We start from the raw sequence: 17,876 nt of genomic DNA, 5'->3' as shown, positions 1-17,876 counted from the left end.
TCAGGTCCTCAGCTGCGTGCCCTTGAGCTTGATCGCGTCGTTCACGCGATTGAGCACCCAGGCCATGGAATAGTTGATGACAAGAAACCCGCCCATCAGGATGGCAATCAGTTCAAGCGTCTGGCCCGACTGGTTGATCGAGGTCGAGATCACCATGAAGAAATCCACGAAGCCCACGGCGATGCCGATGGTTGTGGATTTGAACAGCCAGACGTACTGGTTGATCAGCATCGGCATGACAGCACGGATCGCCAGTGGCAGACGGATGCGGGTGAAGGTCTGCCAGGTGCTCAGGCCCAGCGCGTGGCCGGCCTCACTCTGGCCCTTGCCCACGGCGTTGAAGCCCGCGCGCACGATCTCGCCGATATAGGCACCGCCATAGACCGAGATGGCGATGATGCAGGTCAGAAGCTCGGGCGAGACGCGGATGCCTCCGCGGAAGTTCAGGCCCTTGAGGGTGGGTATGCTCAAAAGCGGCGTTTCGGGGATGCGGCCGGCCCACAAAAGGGCCACGGCCAGCGCCGCCCAGCCCAGCCAGAGGCCGCGAGACCACGCCTTCTTGATGTGCGGCGCCATCCGGGCAAAGCGCCGCGCCGACCGGAGCCAGAGCCAGAGACCAACAGTGACCGCCAGCGCTATCGCCGCGAGAAAGACCGAAAAGCCTGTGACATTCAGGCCAGGCAGGTAGGCGCCGCGTCCGTTGAGAAACGCCACCCCACCAAACTCCAGCGCATCGCGAGGCCGGGGCAGCGTGGTCAGCACCGCGTACCAGAAGAAGGCCTGCAAGAGCAATGGCAGGTTGCGGAAGATCTCGACATAGACAGTCCCAATCAGCTCGGCCATCTTGTTGCCCGACACCCGCATGATGCCGATGCCGATGCCGATCACGGTCGCCAGCGTCAAAGAAATCGCGCCGAGAAACAGTGAGTTCAGCAGCCCGACGAGGATCACCCGGGCGTAGGTGTCGTTGGTGTCGAATGGGATCAGTGAAAAGCTGACGCCCCAGCCCGTGGCGCGCTCCAGGAAGCCGAAGCCCGAAGTCATGCCCTGCGCGTCCAGATTGGTCTTTGCGGTCAGCGCGAAGGTGACCACCAGCAAGATCAGCACGCCGATGAAGCCCACCTGAGACGCGGTATCGCGAAAGGATTTCTGTCTGAGAAGCGAGATCATGGAGAGGCTCCGTTGACGCGGAAGGGTCCGACGCCCGGGCCGAAGCCCGGACGCCGGCGCGACGGTTTCAGTCGACCATCAGCGGGTAGAACAGGCCGCCATTGATGTAGAGGTTGTTCTTCGCGCGCGGCAACGCATAGGGCACGCCGATGTTGCGGTCATAGATCTCGGCGTAGTTGCCAACTTCCGTGATCAGGTTGTAGGCCCAGTCATCCGACAGCCCCAGCCGCGAACCATAGCCCGGCGTCACGCCGAGAAACTTGCCAATCTGTGCCGAGGGCGGGTTGGCCTTGATCTCGTCCACGTTCTCGCTGGTGATGCCGTTCAGCTCGGCGAACCAGAGCGACGACAACATCCAGTTCATCACGTCCAGCCATTTCGGATCGCCCTCGGGCACGATAATGCCTTCCGGCTCCAGCGCGATCACGTCGGGCAGGATCACATGCGCCTCAGGGTTTTCCGAGGTCGCCCGGGCAGCGGCCAGCGGCGGCGCCAGCAGGGTCAACCCATCGCAGCGGCCATTGAAATAGGCGGTTCGCACCTCGTCGCCGGATTCGAAGACGATAATCTCGACGTCGATGCCCAGTTTCTCGACATAGGCCGCCAGGAAGCGCTCAGTGGTGGTGCCCGCCGAGACGCAGATCGAGCCGCCGTCGAGGCCGGCCACGGATTCAACGCCCAGGTCGGCATTGGTCATGACGTGGAAACCGGCCACGAAATAGGGGTTGGAAAAAGCCAGGTTCAGTTCGGTGTCGCGGCTTTGCGACCAGCCCGAGAGCTTGATGATCACGTCGATATCGCCCGATTGCAGCGCGGGCCAACGTTGTGCCCAAGAGATCGGTACGATGTCCAGATGGCCCTCGGCCTTGCCGAAGAGCGACGCCGCCAAGCCCCGGCACAGGTCGATGTCGAGACCCTCCCAGTTGCCTTGATCGTCGACTTCGGCAAAGCCCAGATAACTGCCGTTGTGACCGCTGCAAAGAAGTTTGCCGCGTTCCTGCACAGTCTCCAGCCGGCTCTGCGCCGAGGCCGCCCCCGCCATCAGGCCCAGCGCCGCGGCTGCTGTCAGAAGAAATTTCATTGGAAGGTCTCCCTTTTGGTTGGCTTGGTTGTGCCGACAGTTTGTCGACAAGAGTTAACCGAAAGCTAGTCGACACGAAGTCGACATGTCAATAAACTTGAGTCGGGCCCGTTCCTGACGAGGCCATAATCTTTGTGAATACCGGGCCATCTGCTCAAAAAATTGGACGAATGCGATGCGAAACGCCGAACCAGACAGCGAACCCAGGATGGCCCGTAAACGCGGAGGCGGCTCCAGGCATGTGCTGGACGCGCTGCGCGACGAAATTCTAGAACTCAAGCTCGCTCCCGGCACGGCGCTGGACGAGACCGCGCTTGCCGCCCGGTTCGGCATGTCGCGCTCGCCGATCCGTGAGGCGCTTATCCGGCTCTCGGCGGTCGGGCTGGTGCAGATGCTGCCCAACCGCTCCACTATCGTCGCGCCGCTGGATATCGCCACTCTGCCCCGCTTTGTAGAGGCAGTGGATTACCTGCAACGCGCCACCACGCGGCTGGCCGCCCGGCACCGGACCGAAGCTGATATCGCCGCAATGTCGCGGGCGGCCCATGATTACGATGCGCTCTGCCCCACAGGCCAGGCGCTGGCGCTGTCCGAGGCCAACAAGGTTTTTCACATGTCCATCGCCAACGCGGGCGGCAACCGCTACCTCGCGCAAAGCTACGAACGGATGCTCGACGAAGGCCGCCGCATCCTGCACTTTCACTTTGCCCATGTGCGAAAGAGCGGCTCCGAATTCCCGCTCAGCCCCGAACATCACCTGATGGTCTCTGCAATCGCGGCGCAAGACGAGGCCGAGGCCGACCGGCTGGCCCACAACCACACCCGCGTGTTCGAAGACCGGATCGCTGACTTCATGAAGGTGACATATCTCGAACAACCGGGCCTCGGAGAGGACGGCGCGTGAGACTGGACGCGCAGTTGACACAGACCGGGCCCCTGTCCAGACGGGCCGTGCGTTTCGGCGCGCTCGCGCAATGTGCCGAGGCCGCGCAGACGGGTCGAACCAGCGCCACGCCACCGGCCTGGCTGGAAGCGGGGCTCAATTGAGCGGAATTAGACGAAGCTGAGGGACCAGGCTTCCAAATTCCGCCTGTGCACGACCGTTTGTTTTGCGTCGGTGCTTCGTTGATATGAGCTGCCGTCAAGATCGTACCGCACCTCATCGCTTGCTGGCCGGCAGTTTGATGGTGATCTCCGGCAGCGCGGCGCTTTGCATGCCCCATTCCTCGAGGATCACGACTGGGTGGCGATCTTCGAATACAAGGGCGTGGTAAAGGACTGTTCCAACTCGCATCCGCACGGCCAGATCTGGGTCGGCGACTCCTTTCCCATCGAGGTCGCGCGCGAGCAATCCGAGGTGCATGACGGCGGCGATGTCGCGCAGTGTTTCATTGACGTCGAAGACGATTGCAGACACCGGTTTGCGGGTGGGCATGGCGTGGTTTCTGTCTTCTCGCCCTTATCGATCGGTGGGACGCTCGCGGGGCTCAGCGGCGCAAAAAACTTTCAAGCCCGGGCTTGATCAGCGTGGTCAGCAACAAGGCCAAAGCCAGCCCGACCGGGAAGGCGGTGACGAAGGCAGTGGCCCATGCCTGCCGGAACAGATCGCCATCCGCAAAGCCGACCACGGTGCCCGCCGATATGGCCGCCACAAGAGACTGCATGATCACCGACGTGACAAGCCCAAGGGCGATGTTGCGCTTGAGTGGCGCGATCTCGGGAAAGCGCCGTTCGGCCAGTTTGCCCAGAAGCGCCATGAGTATCATGGCAATCGGCATCAGCACCGCCCAGATGATCATCGCCGCGGTGATCGCGACAATCTATGTGGCGCTGGTTGTGCCCTTGGGTTTCTACACCGCCTCTTTCCTGCTGATGCTGGCGCTGCCCATGGCGCTGGGCTTCCGCCAGCTGGTCTATGCGCTGATCGTGGCGCTGGTTTTCATGGTGCTGATCTACCTCGTCTTCTCGGTGCTGTTGGAAAAGCCGCTGCCGCGCGAGGCTCTTTTGTCCCTCTTCGCCGCCGGAGCCTGATATGGAATTCTATACCAACGCGCTTGCCCACGTCCTGTCCTTCGGGCCGCTGACGGCGATGATCGGCGCCACGCTGCTGGGTGTCTTCATCGGCGCGCTGCCGGGGCTGAACCCGGTGATGGCCATCGCGCTTCTGCTGCCGCTGACCTATTCGATGGACCCGCTGGTGGCGCTCGCCATGGTGGCGGGCATCTACAACGGATCGATGTATGGCGGCGCGATCCCGGCGATCCTGCTGCGCATTCCCGGCACGCCCGCCTCGATCGCCACCACCTTCGACGGCTTCCCGATGGCCGACAAGGGCGAAGCCGCCAAGGCCCTGAAGATCGCCAGCTGGTCGTCGGCCGTGGGCGGCATCGCCAGCGCCATCGCCCTGATGACCGTCGGACCGCTTCTGGCACGCGTGACGCTGTTCTTCGGTCCTGCCGAGTACTTTTGGATCGCGATCTTCGGCATGGCCTCGGTCGGCGTCATGGTCGGCTCCGACCCGGTCAAGGGCATCATGGCCGCGGTGCTGGGGCTCTTGATCGGCACCTTGGGGATCGACAACCTCTCGGGGCAGGCGCGGTTCACGTTTGGCCAGACCTGGCTTCTGGGCGGGCTCGACCTGATCGTGGTGCTGGTGGGGCTCTACGCACTACCACCCGTGCTGCAACTGGCCGAAAAGACCGATCTCAAGGGGCTGTCGGCGGCGCAACTCAAGCTGACCAATGTGCCCTTCAAGCCCGGCGAGGTGCGCGGGCTGATCCCGACCTGGATCCGTGCATCCGGCATCGGCATCGGCGTCGGCATCCTGCCCGGCGCGGGCGGCAATATCGCGGCCTTCCTCAGTTACAATGCGGCCAAGAATGCCTCGGATGACCCGTCGAGCTTCGGCAAGGGCAATCCGCAGGGCGTGGCGGCGGCGGAATGCGGCAACAATGCCGACAATGCCGCCTCGATGATCCCGGCGCTGTCGCTTGGCATCCCCGGCAACGTGGTCGCGGCGCTGGTGCTCAGCGCGCTGACCATCCACGGGCTGCAACCCGGCCCGCAGCTCTTCCACCAGAATCCGGTCCTGGTGGGCGGCTTCATGATGGAGATGCTGCTCACCTCGGTGTTGATCTTCGCCCTCGGAGGCGCCGTCGCCACACGCGTCTTCGCCCAGTTCCAGCGCCTGCCCGGCGTGCTCCTGGTGCCTTCGATCCTGATCCTGATGTGTGTGGGCGTCTACGTCATCAATGGCCGCCCGGTCGACCTCTGGGTGATGCTCGCCGCCGGCCTCGCGGGGTATTTCCTGGAGAAGGTGAACGTGCCGCTGGCACCGATCATCCTCGGGATGATCCTCGGCCCCATGGCCGAACAGAGCGTCCGCCGCGCCTTGCTGATCAGCCGCGGTGACGCAACAGAACTCTTGACCCGCCCGATTTCCGCGGCGCTGGCTCTTGCGACGCTTTTGGTGATTGCCTGGCCCATCGCCAAGGCGATGCGCCGTCGTCGCGGCACCAAGGCGGCGTGAGCCGGGGATCTTTCTGCTCTGGAATGCGCGGCCGCTGATTTGTGAGATGAGAAACTCAACGAAATCAACGTCCGCCCGTCGCCGTTCAATCCGATAACCTTTCCCTCAAATCTGAGACAGGGGGCGAACCAGCGCCCTGGCATGTCAACGGCGGTGGAAAAATCAGCCACCCGGCGGCGCAAAAGCAGGCAGACGGACTATCGGTATCACTCGATCGCCTGTTGCACGGAGGGTTCGGTTCTGAGAGCCGCGACGAGATCGTGGAACCGGTCGCCCTGGATCAGAACATGCGCCCGCATCGCCTCTGATGCCGCGCTGTCATCACCATTTCGGATCGCGCACACCACCGCCTCATGTTCGTTGTAGGAGCGCTTCATCCGATTGCGGACCCGAAGCTGGATGCGGCGATAGGGTTGCAACATGGCGTGCAGTCGCAGCGCCTCTTGTGCGAGAAAGCTATTGTGCGTGGCGGTGTAAATACAGGCGTGAAAAGCCGAGTTCTCGGCATAGTAATCGTCGTACCGTTCGTCCTCCGCCATCCGGCGGCATCTTTCATGCAGTGACACCAATTCGGCCAGTTCCTCGTTCGTGATGCGGCGGGCGGCCAGTCTTGCGCAGGTGGACTCGAGTTCTGCCATCACCTCGAAGCGTTCGGCCAGCTCTTCGACGTTCCATTCCGATACGAATGTGCCGCGCTTTGCGTGAATCCGCACGAGGCCCGAGGCTTCGAGCTGCTGCAAGGCTTCGCGGATCGGCGTGCGGGAACATCCGAATTCTTCGGCCAGCTGTATCGGATCGAGCTTGGTGCCCGGCACGTATCGGCCGTCAACAATCGCGTTTTCAAGAGATTCGCGAATGCGGAGCGTGTTCGACACGTTGCTCATGGATGGGGGCCTCCGTTGTGAACTGGTTTGAAAAATAGAATATCTTACCTCATGCATCCACAGAATTCTTTGTTATATACAACAGAAGCGATTTCGTGTATAACGATGCCATCCACCAAGAGGAGATTCACCATGCCCGGCTCCAACATCGCTTTCCTCAACGAGCTTTTGCACAGCATCGGCGCACGCATCAGCGTGAAGGCCGAAGGCACAGGCCGGTCCTCTCTGCCCGCCGATCAACGCCTTGCGGATGCTTGCACCGAATTGATGCGGCACGCTGGCGAAGCCTTGCAGGTGGCCGTGGCGAGAGACGCGCTTGACGCCTATGGCAAGCTCGACCGGGCAGGGCAGGCGGATTTCTTCCGCAGCCTCCTGACCGACTACAGCGCAGATCCTGCGGCAATCCGAAGCGCGTTCGGCGCTTGGGACAAGACTCAGGACGAAGCCGACCTCGAGGCATTGTTCCGGGCGGTTGAGCCGCGTCGCCAGACCCTGTTGCGGCGTCTGAATTTCGCGCTCGGCGGCACGCTTCAGCTTGTTCGGATGCGCGCCGACCTGCTTGGCCTGATCCGCGAAGCCCCGGAGCTACGGCCGCTCGACGCCGATTTCGGGCACCTGCTCGCGTCGTGGTTCAATCGTGGGTTCCTGGTGATGCGTCGCATCGACTGGAACACGCCTGCCGCGATTCTGGAAAAGATTGTCGCCTATGAGGCGGTGCATGAAATCCGTGACTGGGACGATCTGCGCCGCCGTCTCGATCCCGCCGACCGCCGCTGTTACGGCTTCTTTCACCCCGCCACCGGCGACGAGCCGCTGATCTTTGTCGAAGTCGCGCTGTGCCGGGGTATTCCCGACGCCATCGGCCCGCTGCTCTCAGATGCGCACGATGTCGAAGAGGGCGAGGCGGACTCTGCGGTTTTCTATTCTATCAGCAATTGCCAGCCGGGACTGAAGGGCGTGTCCTTCGGCAACTTCCTGATCAAGCAGGTGGTGCGGGATCTGTCCAGCCAGTTGCCGGGGCTGAAAAATTTCGTGACGCTGTCGCCCGCGCCGGAATTCTCGGGCTGGCTGTCCAAACAGACCGATCCTGCGGCACAGCGCCTCTCCAATGAACTGGCCGAAGGCGGTTGGCAGAGTGACGACGCGGCGATCCAACGGCTTGCGCCGCAGCTTCATCATTGGGCCGCACGCTACTTCACCCAAGGCAAAACCGCCTCTGGCGCGCCCGTCGACCCGGTTGCGCGCTTCCATCTCGGCAATGGCGCGTCGGCCCATCGGGTCAACTGGCCCGCCGACCTCGCCGCAGGGGCGCTGAGCCGCGCGCATGGGGTGATGATCAACTATCTCTACGAACCCGAGCGGATCGAGGCGCAGCACGAAGCCTTTGTCACCGATGGCACCGTCACTTGCGGCCCAGATCTGAAACGCGCGCTGCGCAGCCAGAAGGCGACAGCCGAATGACATCTGATCCGACCTTCAGACCGGAAAGGGAAACCTTCATGTTCAAGACACTTCTCGACCTCTTTGCCCGGAATTGCGACGCCAACGGCGCCAAGGTGCTGTTCGAACGGCCCGGTGAGCCGGACATTTCCTTTGCCGAGGCGATGGCCCAGGTCACGGCTTTTGCCGGCGTGCTGGAGGAGATCGGCGTTCAACCGGGCGACCGCGTAGCGGCGCAGGTGGACAAAAGCCCCGAAGCGGTGCTGCTGTATCTCGCCACGCTGCACCGGGGGGCGGTCTTCCTGCCGCTCAACACCGCTTATACCGGGGCCGAGATCGACTATTTCCTCGGCGATTCCGAGCCTGCGCTCTTTGTCTGCCGCCCTGAAACCCTGAGCCAGCACGCGGCTCGCGCTTCGGATCAGCTGACTGTCGAAAGCCTTGGCGGGGCAGGAGAGGGTACGCTTGCCGAACGCGCCCGCCGGGTCACACCGATCGAAACCTCGGTGGCGCGCAGCGCTGCTGATCCGGCGGCGATCCTCTATACCTCTGGCACGACCGGGCGCTCCAAGGGTGCGGTGCTGACCCATGGCAACCTGGCGTCGAATTGTGCCGCGCTGCTCGATGCCTGGCACTTTACCAGCGAGGATCGGCTGATCCATGCGCTGCCGATCTTCCACACCCACGGGCTGTTCGTGGCCTGCAACATGGCGCTGGCCGCCGGGGCCACGATGATTTTCCTGACCCGCTTCGATCCTGACGAGATCATTGCGGAAATGGCGGACGCGACCGTGCTGATGGGCGTGCCGACTTTCTACACCCGGTTGCTGAAATCGCCCCGGCTGGACGCCGTGACCACAGCCGGAATGCGGCTCTTTGTGTCCGGCTCTGCGCCGCTACTGGAAGAGGATCACCGCGCCTTTGAGCAACGCACGGGGTTTGCGATCCTCGAACGCTACGGCATGACCGAAACCTGCATGATCGCCTCGAACCCTTATGACGGTGCGCGACGCCCCGGCGCCGTCGGGTTTCCGCTGCCGGGGGTCGAAATCCGCATAACCGAACGCGAGACCGGTGCCGAACTGCCGCAGGGCGAGATCGGCGCCATTGAGGTGCGCGGCCCGAACGTGTTCCAGGGCTACTGGCGCATGCCGGAAAAGACCGCGTCCGAGTTTCGCGCCGATGGGTTCTTTATCACCGGCGACCTCGGGAGGATCGACGATGACGGCTATCTGCGCATTGTCGGGCGCGACAAGGATCTGGTGATCACCGGTGGCTACAACGTCTATCCCAAGGAAATCGAGGCGCTGATCGACGACCTGCCGGGAGTTTCGGAATCCGCCGTGATCGGCCTGCCGCACCCCGATTTCGGCGAAGCTGTGACCGCCATCGTTGTCCCGCGCCCCGGCGAAGCGGTCGACGAGGCAGCCCTGCAAAACGGGCTTTCCAGCGTATTGGCACGCTACAAGCAGCCCAAGCGCGTGCTTTGTATCGAGGAACTGCCCCGCAACGTCATGGGCAAGGTGCAAAAGGCCGAGCTGCGCACGCGCTATAAGGATCTCTACCAAACGGCCAACTGACGCGCTTTGCGCGTCGGGCCGACAGATAAATTGAAAACTCAGTCAGGGGGAGGAACCCGCATGAACTCGCAACAAAACGATATCGCCTCGCAAGCGAGCAGCACCAATGAACTGGTCGAGATGACCGCGACCGAGGTGGTTGGCCTCTTGAAAAAGGGCGAGGTCACGCCGCTTGAGCTGGTCGACGCCGCCGTCGCGCGCATCGAGGCCGTCGAGCCGCAGATCAATGCCCTTCCGATCCGTTTCTTCGACGAAGCGCGCGACGCCGCCAAGGCGTTTGCGGCGCAAAAGGACCATCCGGGCGCCGGCCGTCCCGGCTGGCTCGCCGGTCTGCCGGTCGCGGTGAAGGATTACAACGACGTCGCCGGACAGATCACCACCTACGGCTCGCCGATCTTTGCCGAGAACCGGGTGGAAGAGTCAGACTATACCGTGGTGACGCTTGAAGAAAGCGGCGGCATCCCGATGGCGAAATCGAACGTGCCGGAGATCGCCGGTGCCAATACCTTCAACCCGGTCTTCGGCGCCACCCGCAACCCTTGGGATCTGACGCGCACTGTTGGCGGCTCGTCGGGCGGCTCGGCCTGCGCGCTTGCGGCGGGCGAGGCCTGGCTTGCCACCGGCAACGACCTCGGCGGCAGCCTGCGCATTCCCGCCAGCTATTGCGGCATCGTCGGGCTGCGCCCCAGTGTGGGCCGGGTGCCGCGCGGCAAGGGGCTTTTGCCGTTCGATCCGCTCTGGGTCGAAGGTCCGATGGCCCGCAATGTGGCCGATTGTGCGCTTATGCTCGACTCGCTGGCCCATGCGCATCCTCGCGATCCGCTGGCCATTCCGCGGCCCGAAAAACCCTTTGTCCAAGCCGTGAAAAACGCAAGTCCTCCCAAGCGCGTGGCCTACAGCCCCGATCTCGGCCTGTCGCTGGTCGATCCCGAGGTGGCCGAGATTTGCCGCAAGGGCGCACAGGGATTTGCCGATATGGGCACGACGGTCGAAGAGACCTGCCCTGATCTCGGCGGCGGCATCGACGCCTTCCAGACGCTTCGGGCGGTGCTCGTGGCCACGCTGCGCGGCGACCTGCTGGAAACCGACCGCGAGCGTGTCGCGCCGGAGATCATCTGGAACATCGAGAAGGGCCAGAACATTACCGCCGACGAGGTGCTGAGCGCCGAGCGGGTCCGCGCCCGCATCTTCCACGAAATGACCCGCTTCTTCGAGACCCACGATCTGCTGGCCTGCCCGACGGTGACCGTGCCGCCCTACAAGGTCGATCAGCGGTTCCCGACCGAGATCGGCGGTCAGACGCTGACATCCTACATCGACTGGATGTTCCTGACCTTCGTCATCACGCTGACCGGCTGCCCGGCGATCTCGATCCCCTGCGGCACGACGAAAGACGGTCTGCCCGTGGGCCTGCAACTGATCGGCAAGCCGCGCGGCGACTTCGATCTCTTGTCCTCGGCACATCTTTTGGAGGATGCGCTCGGGCTGGCCAAACAGATGCCGATCCTGCCGCGCAGCTGAGATCAATCCATCACAACGAGGGAGGAGAAACCTCATGTTCAAGGGTGCAACGCGCGCGTCGGTGCGCATGGTCGAACGATATCTGCCGGACGCATTTGTTCTGGTGCTGATGCTGACACTGGTGGTCTTTGCCGCCGGGATGCTGGTCGAAGGCCAGAGCCCCATCGCAATGATGACCTACTGGGGAGAGGGGTTCTGGAACCTACTGGCGTTTTCAATGCAGATGGTGCTGATCCTCGTGACCGGTTTCGTCGTGGCCAGCACGCCGCCGTTCCGCAAGCTGTTGCGGGCGCTGGCGCGCCTGCCGCGCACGCCGGGGCAGGCCATCATTCTGGTGACACTTGTCTCGCTGGTCGCGGCCTGGATCAACTGGGGTTTCGGACTGGTGATCGGCGCTTTCTTTGCCCGTGAATTGGGCCGTCAGGTGGAAGGGCTTGACTACCGTCTTGCCATCGCCAGCGCCTACAGTGGCTTCATGATCTGGCATGGCGGCCTGTCCGGGTCGATCCCACTGGTGATCGCGACCGAGGGGCATTTTGCGCAGGAGCTGATCGGTATCATCCCGACAAGTGAAACCCTGTTTTCGACCCTGAACCTTGGCATCCTGCTCGGGCTGCTGCTGGCGATCCCGCTGGTCAACCGCCTGATCATGCCCTCGCCGGAAGAGACCGTGACCGTCGATCCCGCGCGGCTGGCCGAGACCGAAGACGACGGCGCGGACAGCACGACCCTGGCGAATGGCATGGATGACAGTCGCCTGATTTCGATCCTCGCGGGGGGGCTTGGGCTGCTCTACGTCGCGCATTATTTCCTTGCGGCGGATGGCGGGCTGAACCTGAACATCATGAACTTCACGTTGCTCTTTGCCGGGATCTTGCTGCACGGACGTCCGACCCTGTTCCTCGCGGCGATGAAAAAGGCCATCGAAGGGGCCGGCGGCATCGTGATCCAGTTTCCCTTCTATGCGGGCATCATGGGCATGATGGTGGGGTCCGGTCTGGCGGTCACGCTGTCGAGCGGTTTCGTGGCGATCTCGACCGAACAGACCTTTCCGCTCTTTACCTTCCTGTCGGCGGGGATCGTCAATATCTTCGTGCCGTCAGGTGGCGGGCAATGGGCGGTGCAGGCCCCGATCGTTCTGGATGCGGCGGCGGCGCTTGGCGTCTCTCCGGCCCGCGCAGCACTGGCCGTAGCCTGGGGCGACACCTGGACCAACCTGATCCAGCCGTTCTGGGCGCTGCCGATCCTTGCCATTGCCGGGCTCTCGGCCAAGGACATCATGGGCTTCTGCTTGATCGTCCTTGTCGTGACCGGTGTGATCATCGGCGGCGGGCTGACCTTCCTGCCGTAGCCTGCTTGCCGGACCGCGCGCCTCGTGCGGTCCGGATATCATTGAAATGGGCGGTGCGCATCACCAGTGTCGGCTGCGCCGTACCTTGCCTGCCCGACCACACCCGAAGAGAGCGCCATGACAGACACACGCCCGTCCCTTAACAGTGATGATGTGCCCACTCCCTGCACCTGGGATGCCATGTCCCTGTCGCGCGCCATCCATGCCCGCGACATTTCGTGTCGCGAGGTCATGACCGCCTATCTCGGTCATATCGAAGCGGTCAATCCTCGGGTCAACGCCATCGTCTCGTTGCGTGACGGCGACGCCCTGTTGCACGAGGCCGATGCCCGCGACGCCGAGCTTGCGCGCGGGGTTTCGCGTGGCTGGCTGCATGGCATTCCGCAGGCGATCAAGGATCTTGCGATGACGGCAGGGCTGCGCACCACCTTTGGCTCGCCCCTTCTGGCCGGCAACGTGCCACAAACCGATTCCATCGTCGTTGAGCGGATGAAGCGCGACGGTGCCATCGTGATCGGCAAAACCAACGTGCCGGAATTCGGCCTCGGCTCTCATTCCTACAACCCTGTGTTCGGGGCCACCGGCAACGCCTATGACCCTGGCCTCTGCGCCGGGGGCTCTTCGGGCGGTGCGGCCGTGGCGCTGGCGCTGCGCATGCTGCCGGTGGCCGACGGCAGTGACATGATGGGGTCGCTGCGCAACCCGGCCGCCTTCAACAATGTCTACGGGTTTCGCCCGTCGTTCGGCCGCGTCCCCTTTGGCCCGGCGCCCGAGGTTTTTGGCCAGCAACTGGTGACCGAAGGCCCCATGGCGCGCACCGTGCCCGATCTTGCCCGCCTGCTTGCCACGCAGGCCGGTGCCGATCCCCGCGTGCCCCTGTCGCTCGACGAAGATCCGGCGGTGTTCACCGCGCCGCTCGACCGCGATATCAACGGGCTGCGCATTGCCTGGATGGGCGACTGGAATGGTCACTTGCCGATGGAGCCCGGCATCCTGCCGCTCTGCGAACAGGCGCTCGCAACATTCCGGGATCTGGGGGCCGAGGTTGACGCGGCATTGCCCGACTTCGATCCCGACCGGCTCTGGCGCTGCTGGCTGACCCTGCGCCATTGGGGTGTGGCGGGTAGCATCGGCGCGTTTTATGACGACCCCGAGAAGCGCGAGATGCTGAAGCCGGAAGCGCAATGGGAAGTCGAAGGCGCGCTGTCGCTCACCGGGCGCGACATTCACGCCGCCAACGTCAGCCGCACAGCCTGGCAGGTCGCGTTGACCCGCCTGCTCGCGCGCTACGACGTCGTGGCCTTGCCAACCGCGCAGGTCTTTCCCTTTGCGATCGAGCAGAGCTGGCCACAGGAGATCGCCGGGCGCGGGATGGACACCTATCACCGCTGGATGGAGGTGGTGATCCCCGGGTCGCTGTCAGGCCATCCGGTCATTTCGATCCCGGCGGGCTTCAACACATCCGGTTTGCCGATGGGCCTGCAACTGATCGGGCGGCACAGGGGAGACCTCGACTTGCTGCGGATTGCGCGCGCCTATGAACGCGCGGCAGGCCCCGAATTTACGCGCCGGCCCTGGTAAGTCGTCCGACCAGACAGCTCGCCAGTGGCGCGTGATCACCGATTTTCCCGAATCGACTCGTCATCAAGGGAGAACCGGTCAGATTTTCCTTGATAGTAAGGCAATTCGACCGAGGATTCAGGAAAATAAGGCCACAATCGACTTCAGTTTGGGCTTTAATTGTTTAGAACCCTGGATACCCAGCAGCCGCAATCAAGCGGCGCGGTGACACTTGGAAATGGGACGTTCCTGAAATGGCGAGCCAAGGCTTTCTTGAAGACGTGAATGACATGTTCGATGCGGCAGTCTGCCAATGCGACCTGCCGGAGGGGCTGGCCGAGAAGATCAAGGTCTGCAACGCGACTTATGTCACCCGTTTCGGTGTCCGGCTACGGGGCCGGATGCATACCTTCACCGGCTGGCGCTCTGTCCATTCCAGCCACAACCGGCCCGCCAAGGGCGGTATCCGCTTTGCCCAGGATGCCGACCAGGATGAGGTCGAAGCGCTGGCGGCGCTGATGACCTATAAATGCGCACTGATGCGTCTGCCTTTCGGCGGCTCGAAAGGTGCGCTGCGCATCGATCCTTCGGAATGGACTGAGGTCGAGCTGGAAAAGATCACCCGCCGGTTTGCCCAGGAACTGCTGGCGCATGAGTTTCTGAGCTCCGCATCAAACGTGCCTGCGCCCGACATGGGCACGACCGAACTCAACATGATGTGGATCGCTGACGAGTACCGCCGCAGCCGGCCCCAGGATGTCAATGCGCTGGCCTGTGTCACGGGCAAGCCGGTCGGCGGCGGCGGCATCGAAGGCCGGACCGAGGCCACGGGCCGCGGCGTGCAATTTGCGATGCGCGAGTTCTTTCGCCACGAAAGCGACCGGGGCCGGGCCGGGTTTCGCGACGAAAGCCTTGCCGGGCTGACCTGCGTCATTCAGGGGCTCGGAAACGTCGGCTACCATGCTGCCAAGTTCCTGTCCGAGGAGGATGGCGTCAAGATCGTCACAGTGATCGAACGCACGGGCGTGGTCCGCAATGCCGACGGCATCGACATCGAGGCGCTCAAGACGCATCTTCTGAAGACCGGATCGGTCGCGGGTTTCGCCGGAGGGGAGATCAGCGCTCCGGACATGGGAGCCTTGTGCGATGCCTGTGACATTCTCATCCCGGCGGCAGCAGAAGGGGCGATCACCTCGGAGAACGCCGATGGCATCCGCGCCCGGCTGATCGTCGAGGCGGCCAACGGGCCGGTGACCAAGGCCGCCGACGCGATCTTGCGGGAGCGGGGCGTGGTGATCATTCCCGATCTCTTTGCCAATGCCGGCGGCGTCGTCGTCTCCTATTTCGAATGGGTCAAGAACCTCAGCCATATTCCCTTTGGCCTGATGGAACGGCGGCTGGAGGAGGATGAGCACAGGCTCCTGGCGCGGTCGCTGGAGCAGATGACCGGCCGCACATTCCCTGTCGAGAACAGCCGTTACCTCGAAGGCCGCAGCGAGATCACGCTGGTGCGCTCGGGGCTCGATGACGTGATGCGGGCGGCTTACCACCGGATGACAACCCTGTGGAACGCCGGAAACGGGCGTTACGCCGACCTGCGCACCGCGGCCTATGCGATTGCCATCGACGAGGTCGCAGAGGCCTATCGCGCCATCGGGCTATAGGCGGGTCGAGCGTCAGATTGCCGGCGGTTCGCTATAAAGACATATTTACAGTACAATAGTACTTGAATAGAATGTCATTAAGACAATATCGATTCTTAATTTGGCCCGCCGGGAGGGTGTCATGAGCAGCAAGACGAGTTCAGCGCTATTGATTGGCTGCGGGAACATGGGCTCGGCCATCCTCTACGGCGCGCTGAAATCCAGCCCCGCGACACGGTTCACGGTCTACGATCCCGGCAACCCGGAGCTGCAAGATGCCTCCGTCCGCGTCGTTTCTGATCCGGCGGAGTTGGCCGGGCTGACCCCGGACATCGCAATCGTTGCCGTCAAGCCGCATCATTTCGAGACTCTGCCGCAAGAGGTTCTGTCGGCGATTGCCAATGCCGTGACCGTTTCGGTCATGGCGGGCGTCAATACCGCCACGATGGCCGCGCGAACCGGGTCGTCCCGCGTGGTGCGGGTCATGCCCAATATTGCCGCCATGATCGGCCAGTCGATGAGCGTGGGTTTCGCTGACCCGGCGGCGATTGATGCCGCGTCCCGTGCCGCCGTCGAAGACCTGTTTGCGGGCATCGGCCAGTTCCACTGGCTGGGGGAAGAGGCTGATATCGACGCGGCGACGGCAATAGCGGGCAGCGGTCCCGGCTTCGTCTTTGCCTTTGCCGAGCAAATGCAGAACGCGGCTTGCGCACTCGGGTTCAAGCCGAAGGACGCAAGCCGCCTTGTCACGCAGACCATGCTGGGCGCGGCAATGATGATGACCGCGCAAGACCGCACGCCTTCAGACCTCAAACGCATGGTGGCCAGCCCCGGCGGCACCACGCAGGAAGGGCTGGGCGTGCTTGAAGCGGATGACGCGCTGCAACACCTGCTGGCGGAGTGCACCTCTGCTGCGCTCCGGCGTGCCCGGGAACTGTCGGTCAGCCCCCAATGACCTACATGGCCCGCGCTCCGGCAGCCCTGGACCCCTGGGCCTAACAGGGCGGGGGGCATCTATTTCGACGCGGTGTTTCCTCCGCCTTCCCTTCGGCGTCCCACGTGAGGCCGAGGACACTCCCTTTATGATTGCGCCATCATTCGCGAGGTTCGGGACATGCGCATGAGACAACTGCCAAGGTCGATGTCATCCGACGGCTTTGACATGATCAACCGCCAGATCCTGCAGATCCTGCAAAAGGAGGGCCGGATCACCAATGTCGAGCTAGCCGAAAGAGTCGGCATTCCGGCAACCTCCATGAGCGACCGCATCCGCCGCCTTCAGGACGAGGGGATCATCAGCAGTTTCGGCGCTGTGCTCAATCCTATGAAGGTCGGTCTGTCGCTTCTCGTTTCTATCGAAATCCGTCTCGACAACGCGACGCCCCAGGTCTTTGAGAAATTTGCAAAAGCGGTGAATACCGCTCCGGAAGTGATCGAGTGCCACATGGTGGGTGGTGGGTTTGACTATCTGGTCAAGACCCGATTCGGCTCGATGGAAAGTTACCGGACATTCCTTGGCATGGTGGTGCTCAACTGGCCCGGTGTCAGCGGTACGAACACCTATGTCGTGCTCGAAGAGATCAAGCAGAACGCACCGCTTGCTGTTATCTGACTGCCGGCCCGGCACCCGCATCATCCGCCTTCGGAGCGTCACCGAAGTTGTGCCATTCCATCGCCGGATCGTTCAGAAGGTCTTGCGCCGAGGCTGTCACCGCCATCTGTCCATTGGTCATCACGTAGGCGCGGTCGGCCACGCTCAGCGCGCCGAGAGCGTTCTTCTCGACCATAAGTACGGTGATCGCCGCTTCGTTGCGGATGCGAACAATCGCGTCAAGAATGTCGCGCATCATGAGCGGTGAAAGTCCCGCCAAAGGCTCATCAAGCAAAAGGATGCGCGGCCCTGCCATCAGGGCCAGGCACAACAACAGGACCCGCCTGTCACCGTCCAAGAGGTCCGAAGCTGTCTGCCGGCGCTTGTCCGCAAGATGCGGAAAAAGTCCGAACACACTGTCAAGGCGCTGCGCCCGCAATTTCCAGTTTAGCGGGCGCGAGCGCAACATCAGGTTCTCCATCACGGTCAGCGCACCAGATCCTCTCTGGCCTCAGCGCGACCCTGC

General features: G+C 63.0%; 17 protein-coding genes. 12 read left to right on the top strand and 5 right to left on the bottom strand.

The genetic code is table 11. The features are described from left to right. Complete coding sequence (locus AC0J5K_RS18680; protein WP_083416096.1) at positions 1 to 1,170, bottom strand: amino acid ABC transporter permease; 1,170 nt, start codon at positions 1,168 to 1,170, stop codon at positions 1 to 3. A 67-nt stretch (positions 1,171 to 1,237) separates the two neighbouring features. Then, positions 1,238 to 2,251 (bottom strand): transporter substrate-binding domain-containing protein, encoded by a 1,014-nt coding sequence (locus AC0J5K_RS18675; protein ID WP_274563657.1) that lies wholly within the window; start codon positions 2,249 to 2,251, stop codon positions 1,238 to 1,240. 208 nt (positions 2,252 to 2,459) lie between these two features. Here AC0J5K_RS18675 and AC0J5K_RS18670 point away from each other — a divergent pair, with 208 nt between their 5' ends. Beyond that, a complete protein-coding gene (locus tag AC0J5K_RS18670; protein ID WP_274563656.1) occupies positions 2,460 to 3,155 on the top strand; it encodes a GntR family transcriptional regulator in 696 nt (231 codons plus the stop codon). A gap of 339 nt (positions 3,156 to 3,494) precedes the next feature. Continuing rightward, positions 3,495 to 3,773, top strand: a complete 279-nt coding sequence (locus tag AC0J5K_RS18665; RefSeq protein ID WP_432760100.1) for a hypothetical protein — start codon at positions 3,495 to 3,497, stop codon at positions 3,771 to 3,773. Here the strand turns inward: AC0J5K_RS18665 and AC0J5K_RS18660 are convergent. Further along, positions 3,739 to 4,008, bottom strand: a complete 270-nt coding sequence (locus tag AC0J5K_RS18660; RefSeq protein WP_074837595.1) for a DUF2798 domain-containing protein — start codon at positions 4,006 to 4,008, stop codon at positions 3,739 to 3,741. The genes AC0J5K_RS18665 and AC0J5K_RS18660 overlap by 35 nt on opposite strands. Between AC0J5K_RS18660 and AC0J5K_RS18655 the strand changes: the two genes are divergently transcribed. Continuing rightward, on the top strand, positions 4,007 to 4,282 hold the full coding sequence (locus AC0J5K_RS18655; protein ID WP_274563651.1) for a tripartite tricarboxylate transporter TctB family protein: 276 nt from the start codon (positions 4,007 to 4,009) through the stop codon (positions 4,280 to 4,282). The genes AC0J5K_RS18660 and AC0J5K_RS18655 overlap by 2 nt on opposite strands. A 1-nt stretch (position 4,283) precedes the next feature. Continuing rightward, positions 4,284 to 5,780: a tripartite tricarboxylate transporter permease gene (locus tag AC0J5K_RS18650; RefSeq protein ID WP_048534445.1), complete on the top strand. Its 1,497-nt coding sequence runs from the start codon at positions 4,284 to 4,286 to the stop codon at positions 5,778 to 5,780. Positions 5,781 to 5,986: 206 nt separating this feature from the next. Here AC0J5K_RS18650 and AC0J5K_RS18645 read toward each other — a convergent pair whose 3' ends face one another. Continuing rightward, complete coding sequence (locus AC0J5K_RS18645; RefSeq protein WP_048534444.1) at positions 5,987 to 6,664, bottom strand: GntR family transcriptional regulator; 678 nt, start codon at positions 6,662 to 6,664, stop codon at positions 5,987 to 5,989. 132 nt (positions 6,665 to 6,796) lie between these two features. On the opposite strand from AC0J5K_RS18645, the gene AC0J5K_RS18640 reads away from it, so the two are divergent. The 8 genes from AC0J5K_RS18640 to AC0J5K_RS18605 all read left to right on the top strand — a co-directional run bounded on the left by AC0J5K_RS18640 (position 6,797) and on the right by AC0J5K_RS18605 (position 17,371). Continuing rightward, positions 6,797 to 8,125 (top strand): malonyl-CoA decarboxylase, encoded by a 1,329-nt coding sequence (locus AC0J5K_RS18640; RefSeq protein ID WP_274563650.1) that lies wholly within the window; start codon positions 6,797 to 6,799, stop codon positions 8,123 to 8,125. A 38-nt stretch (positions 8,126 to 8,163) separates the two neighbouring features. After that, positions 8,164 to 9,684 (top strand): malonate--CoA ligase, encoded by a 1,521-nt coding sequence (locus AC0J5K_RS18635; protein ID WP_274563648.1) that lies wholly within the window; start codon positions 8,164 to 8,166, stop codon positions 9,682 to 9,684. Positions 9,685 to 9,744: 60 nt separating this feature from the next. After that, a complete protein-coding gene (locus tag AC0J5K_RS18630; protein WP_274563646.1) occupies positions 9,745 to 11,205 on the top strand; it encodes an amidase in 1,461 nt (486 codons plus the stop codon). A 34-nt stretch (positions 11,206 to 11,239) separates the two neighbouring features. After that, positions 11,240 to 12,556: a short-chain fatty acid transporter gene (locus AC0J5K_RS18625; protein WP_048534439.1), complete on the top strand. Its 1,317-nt coding sequence runs from the start codon at positions 11,240 to 11,242 to the stop codon at positions 12,554 to 12,556. A 117-nt stretch (positions 12,557 to 12,673) separates the two neighbouring features. Continuing rightward, positions 12,674 to 14,137, top strand: a complete 1,464-nt coding sequence (locus tag AC0J5K_RS18620) for an amidase (protein WP_274563641.1) — start codon at positions 12,674 to 12,676, stop codon at positions 14,135 to 14,137. 269 nt (positions 14,138 to 14,406) lie between these two features. Beyond that, positions 14,407 to 15,780: a Glu/Leu/Phe/Val family dehydrogenase gene (locus AC0J5K_RS18615; RefSeq protein ID WP_274563639.1), complete on the top strand. Its 1,374-nt coding sequence runs from the start codon at positions 14,407 to 14,409 to the stop codon at positions 15,778 to 15,780. Positions 15,781 to 15,901: 121 nt separating this feature from the next. After that, the gene (proC, locus tag AC0J5K_RS18610; RefSeq protein WP_274563637.1) at positions 15,902 to 16,714 is read left to right on the top strand and encodes a pyrroline-5-carboxylate reductase; all 813 of its coding nucleotides are present in this window, start codon (positions 15,902 to 15,904) and stop codon (positions 16,712 to 16,714) included. A gap of 165 nt (positions 16,715 to 16,879) precedes the next feature. Continuing rightward, positions 16,880 to 17,371 (top strand): Lrp/AsnC ligand binding domain-containing protein, encoded by a 492-nt coding sequence (locus AC0J5K_RS18605; RefSeq protein ID WP_274563635.1) that lies wholly within the window; start codon positions 16,880 to 16,882, stop codon positions 17,369 to 17,371. Here AC0J5K_RS18605 and AC0J5K_RS18600 read toward each other — a convergent pair. After that, positions 17,364 to 17,831, bottom strand: coding sequence for an ATP-binding cassette domain-containing protein (locus tag AC0J5K_RS18600; protein WP_274563634.1), 468 nt, complete (start codon positions 17,829 to 17,831; stop codon positions 17,364 to 17,366). The two genes, AC0J5K_RS18605 and AC0J5K_RS18600, sit on opposite strands and share 8 nt — an antisense overlap. Positions 17,832 to 17,876: the final 45 nt, after the last annotated feature.

This window comes from Marinovum sp. E3 (assembly GCF_055755275.1).
The sequence above is the reverse complement of the archived record's forward strand: the minus strand, read 5'-3'. Positions and strand labels throughout refer to the sequence as shown.

What these genes read in the sequence shown, in the direction of transcription:
- AC0J5K_RS18680 (WP_083416096.1), bottom strand. Translation starts at nt 1,170, where the DNA reads ATGATCTCGCTTCTCAGACAGAAATCCTTTCGCGATACCGCGTCTCAG.
- AC0J5K_RS18675 (WP_274563657.1), bottom strand. Translation starts at nt 2,251, where the DNA reads ATGAAATTTCTTCTGACAGCAGCCGCGGCGCTGGGCCTGATGGCGGGG.
- AC0J5K_RS18670 (WP_274563656.1), top strand. Translation starts at nt 2,460, where the DNA reads ATGGCCCGTAAACGCGGAGGCGGCTCCAGGCATGTGCTGGACGCGCTG.
- AC0J5K_RS18655 (WP_274563651.1), top strand. Translation starts at nt 4,007, where the DNA reads ATGAGTATCATGGCAATCGGCATCAGCACCGCCCAGATGATCATCGCC.
- AC0J5K_RS18660 (WP_074837595.1), bottom strand. Translation starts at nt 4,008, where the DNA reads ATGGCGCTTCTGGGCAAACTGGCCGAACGGCGCTTTCCCGAGATCGCG.
- AC0J5K_RS18650 (WP_048534445.1), top strand. Translation starts at nt 4,284, where the DNA reads ATGGAATTCTATACCAACGCGCTTGCCCACGTCCTGTCCTTCGGGCCG.
- AC0J5K_RS18645 (WP_048534444.1), bottom strand. Translation starts at nt 6,664, where the DNA reads ATGAGCAACGTGTCGAACACGCTCCGCATTCGCGAATCTCTTGAAAAC.
- AC0J5K_RS18640 (WP_274563650.1), top strand. Translation starts at nt 6,797, where the DNA reads ATGCCCGGCTCCAACATCGCTTTCCTCAACGAGCTTTTGCACAGCATC.
- AC0J5K_RS18635 (WP_274563648.1), top strand. Translation starts at nt 8,164, where the DNA reads ATGTTCAAGACACTTCTCGACCTCTTTGCCCGGAATTGCGACGCCAAC.
- AC0J5K_RS18630 (WP_274563646.1), top strand. Translation starts at nt 9,745, where the DNA reads ATGAACTCGCAACAAAACGATATCGCCTCGCAAGCGAGCAGCACCAAT.
- AC0J5K_RS18625 (WP_048534439.1), top strand. Translation starts at nt 11,240, where the DNA reads ATGTTCAAGGGTGCAACGCGCGCGTCGGTGCGCATGGTCGAACGATAT.
- AC0J5K_RS18620 (WP_274563641.1), top strand. Translation starts at nt 12,674, where the DNA reads ATGACAGACACACGCCCGTCCCTTAACAGTGATGATGTGCCCACTCCC.
- AC0J5K_RS18615 (WP_274563639.1), top strand. Translation starts at nt 14,407, where the DNA reads ATGTTCGATGCGGCAGTCTGCCAATGCGACCTGCCGGAGGGGCTGGCC.
- proC (WP_274563637.1), top strand. Translation starts at nt 15,902, where the DNA reads ATGAGCAGCAAGACGAGTTCAGCGCTATTGATTGGCTGCGGGAACATG.
- AC0J5K_RS18605 (WP_274563635.1), top strand. Translation starts at nt 16,880, where the DNA reads ATGAGACAACTGCCAAGGTCGATGTCATCCGACGGCTTTGACATGATC.
- AC0J5K_RS18600 (WP_274563634.1), bottom strand. Translation starts at nt 17,831, where the DNA reads ATGGAGAACCTGATGTTGCGCTCGCGCCCGCTAAACTGGAAATTGCGG.